This window comes from Cupriavidus sp. R6-3, assembly GCF_059772245.1.
In genome coordinates, this window is the sequence record NZ_JCBAJO010000347.1 from 1 (window position 1) to 3,715 (window position 3,715).

A 3,715-nucleotide genomic window follows, 5' to 3' on the forward strand; every position below is an offset into this window, starting at 1 on the left:
GGCGCTGGCCGGCGCGCTGACGCTGCCGTTCGAGCGGCACGAGAATCTGGTGTTGCTGGGTTTGTCGGTGATGGCGGCGCAGCAGCGAGGGCGCTGAACGCGGGTTGAACGCCGCCCGAACAGGGCCGAACGCGGGCACCGTTCAACGCGGAACCACGGCCGCGGTCCGCAGGGCCCAGCCCGCAGGTTCAGCCGCCCTGCCTGACCTTGTGCAGCAGCTTGGTGGTCGAGCGGTCGTGCAGGAAGGGGATCGCGTAAGCCTGGCCGCCCCAGCTGCGCACCAGCCGGGTCTCTTCCAGCGTATCGATCTCGTAGTCGCCGCCCTTGACGTAGATGTCGGGGCGGACCAGCCGGATCAGCTCGACCGGCGTCTTTTCGCCGAACATCAGCACCAGATCGACCGATTCGAGCGCGGCCAGCAGCGCCATGCGGTCGGCCTCGCCATTGAGCGGGCGATCGTCGCCCTTGCCCAGCATCCGTACCGAGGCGTCGCTGTTGACGCCGACCACCAGGCAGGCGCCCAGCTGGCGCGCCTGCGCCAGGTAGGTGGCATGGCCGCGATGCAGGATGTCGAACACGCCGTTGGTAAAGACCATCGGGCGCGGCAGGGCCGCCAGGCGCCGTTGCAGCGCCTGGGGATCGTCGGTCGAAGCGAGCTTGGCCTCGAAGGCCGGAGGAGACAGCGTCATCGCAAGGACGGCGCCGGCATCAGGCTTCGGCGGGCTTGGCGCCGCCATTGGCCTGCAGCCGCGCGTTCAGTTCCTTGCGATAGCGGTTCAGGTCCTGCACGGTCTCGAAGGTGCGCTCGAACAACAGCGACATGTTGTGCAGGATGCGGTCGATGACCTTCTTCTCCCAGCCTTCGTCGAAGCGGATCTGCTTGTCCAGCCAGTGCTCGAGCCAGTCCGGATCGGGCAGGCGCGACTGCACGGTGTCGTTCGGGAACAGGGCCTTGTTGACGTGCAGGTTGGTCGGGTGCAGCGGCTTCTCGGTGCGGCGCGCCGACGCCATCAGCACGCCGATCTTGGCGAAGGCCGAGCGCGCGTTGTCGCCGAACTGGTTCAGGTACTTCTTCATGTAGCGCAGGTAGGCGCCGCCGTGGCGAGCCTCGTCCTGCGACAGCGTGCGGTAGATATGCTTGATCACCGGCTCGGTGTGCCATTCGGCGGCACGGCGATACCAGTGGTTCAGGCGGATCTCGCCGCAGAAATGCAGCATCAGCGTTTCGAGCGGCGGCGCCGGATCGAATTCGAAGCGCACCGCGTGCAGTTCTTCCTCGGTCGGGACCATATCCGGGCGGAAGCGGCGCAGGTACTCCATCAGCACCAGCGAATGCTTCTGCTCCTCAAAGAACCACACGCTCATGAACGCCGAAAAGTCGGAGTCGTGGCGGTTGTCGCGCAGGAACATTTCGGTGGCCGGCAGGGCGGACCACTCGGTGATCGCGTTCATGCGGATGGTTTTCGCCTGATCGTCCGTCAGCAGACTGGCGTCGAAGGAATCCCAGGGGATGTCCTTGTCCATATGCCAGCGGACCGCTTCCAGCGATTTGAACAGTTCGGGGTAGAGCATGGTAAGCCTTTGAAATTACGGGCAGATTCTACCAGATGCGAATCATTCCTATAGACCTTTTGCTGGCCGTCCGCAAGTTGCCGCGCGAACGGTTCGATGCCGCTTGCCAAGGGCGGACCCGGCGGCAGCCTGCCACAGCAAGCTGTCGGCACTGTGAAAATCCGCAAAACAGCGTCAGGCCAGCGCCGAAGCGGGCGGAGAGCCTGCCTCGCTGGTCGCCGGCGCGCGGCTCGCGGCCGGCGTGCCGGGGATCACACCGTAGAGGAAAGCGGCCAGTTCGTCGCCCTGCGCCTGCGCATCGCGCTCGCCCAGGGCGATCAGCGCCTGCGTGAACTCGGGCTCGAACAGCAGGTAGCTAGCAAATGCCGCGCCTTTGGCTTCGGTGCCGCCGAGCGGGGCCAGCAGCGCGCGCACGGTGCGGGGCAGCCGCTTGACGTGTTCGATCGCCAGCGACTCGATCGGCTCGCTCGGCGAGATCGTCATCACTTGCACCGGGCGCCAGCCTTCGCGATCGTTGGCGATCTCCGGCATGCGGGTCAGCAGCGTGTTGATGTGCTGCAGCCGCTCGAGATCGGCCGACAGGCCGTCCAGGAAGATGCTGGCCAGCGCCTGGCCGCCGACCTGCGCGAGCGACGGGTAGCCGCCCGCCGGCACGGTGTCGTAGCCGCCGGCGCGCGGCGCCGAGGCCGCGCCGATCGCCAGGATGCGCGAGGCGCCGAGGTGGATGGCCGGCGACAGCGGCGACATCTGCCGCATGGTGCCGTCGCCGAACCACTCGTGGTGGCCGTCCAGTTCCAGCGGCGTGGCGGGAAACAGGAAGGGGATCGACGACGAGGCCAGCAGATGATCGACGCCGATGCGCGCCTCCACCGCGATGCGCTGGCTGCGCCGCCAGGGCTGGATGCGGCGGTGCGACTGGTAGAAGGTCACGTGCCGGCCGGTCGAATACGACAGCGCGGTGATGGCCAGCGCCTGCAGATGGCCGGCATCGAGGCTGCCCTGCACACGGTCGGGATCGAACAGCTCGCTCAGCAGGCTGTCCAGCGGCTTGTTGTCGAACAGCGCGCGCGGCGCGTGCTGCAGCGCCCAGCCGACCGCCAGCGCGGAGAGCCAGCGGGCCCCCGAGATGCCGACGCGCAGCACGTCGGTGCGATAGACGTCCTCGGCATGGATGCTGGACCACAGCGCGGCCAGCGTTTCGGTGGCGCGATCGAAGTCGCCGGCGTCGATCGCCAGGCCGGCGCCGTTGATCGCGCCGGCCGAGGTGCCGCAGATGATCTCGAAGGGATTGCGCGTGCCCACGCCATGGCGGGCGGCGATGCGGGCGATGCCGCGCAGCACGCCGGCCTGGTAGGCGGCGCGCGCGCCGCCGCCCATCAGGATCACCGCGGTGGTCTTGCTCGCTGCCAAGGCGCCTCCGCTGTCAGTGTCCGTTGTTGGCCTTGCGGCGGCGCACGGGCTTCGCGGTCTTGCCGGCGGGCGCGGCGCCATTCGAGGGGCCATGCGAGGGGCCACTCGAGGCGCCATTCGAGGTGCCATGGGAGGTGCCGTTCGTGCCGGCCTTCGTGCCCGCTTTTGCCCCCGCTTTTGCACCCGCCTTCGCGCCGCCTCCGCGGGTCCCGCCGGGGGTGCCGTCGGGGGGGCCGTCATTTGCCGCGCGTGTCGCCCTGCTGCCTGCCGCCTTCGCCGCCGGTTTGGAGCGGCCTTTGGCCGTCGGCTTCGCGCTGCCCTTGCCGGACGGCGCCGGCTGTTCCGGTTCGCTCGCGCCAGCGGCCCCCGCCTGGCCGCTGCCCTGGGCCGCCGCCCCGGTTCCCGGCTGGCCGGCGCCGAAGGCGCCCAGATTGTTCAGCGAGGCCAGGCTCGCGGCGGCCGCGCTGCTCGCGATCTGATTGAATTGCTGCTGCAGCATGTCCCACCACAGATTGGCCTGCGGGGGCGGCGAGGCGCCGCCGGACTGCGATGCGCCAGCTTGCTGCCCGGCCCGCTGTCCGGCCTGCTGTCCCGCGCGTGGCCCCGGCTGTTCCGCTCGTTCCCCTCGGCGTTCGGGCGGCGCTTCCTGGTCCGGGCTGTCCGGGCCCTCGTCCTCGTCCTCGTCGTAATCGGGCGTGGTCTCCATCTCGGCCATGTCGGCCAGATCGCTCGG

The 3,715-nt window shown here is 69.2% G+C and carries 3 protein-coding genes and 1 pseudogene; all 4 read right to left on the reverse strand.

What is annotated here, in order from left to right; translation table 11 throughout:
- Window positions 1-188: 188 nt before the first annotated feature.
- Window positions 189-683 (reverse strand): D-glycero-beta-D-manno-heptose 1-phosphate adenylyltransferase, encoded by a 495-nt coding sequence (rfaE2, locus tag AC6EI8_RS25245; RefSeq protein ID WP_149317603.1) that lies wholly within the window; start codon window positions 681-683, stop codon window positions 189-191.
- 25 nt (window positions 684-708) lie between these two features.
- Window positions 709-1,572 carry an acyl-ACP desaturase gene (locus tag AC6EI8_RS25250; RefSeq protein WP_149317322.1) on the reverse strand — a complete coding sequence of 288 codons (864 nt, stop codon included), beginning with the start codon at window positions 1,570-1,572 and terminating at the stop codon, window positions 709-711.
- Between the two features lie 174 nt (window positions 1,573-1,746).
- Window positions 1,747-2,949 carry a patatin-like phospholipase family protein gene (locus AC6EI8_RS25255; protein ID WP_226108178.1) on the reverse strand — a complete coding sequence of 401 codons (1,203 nt, stop codon included), beginning with the start codon at window positions 2,947-2,949 and terminating at the stop codon, window positions 1,747-1,749.
- Between the two features lie 46 nt (window positions 2,950-2,995).
- A pseudogene (locus AC6EI8_RS25260) lies at window positions 2,996-3,715 on the reverse strand (hypothetical protein); the annotation flags it as partial.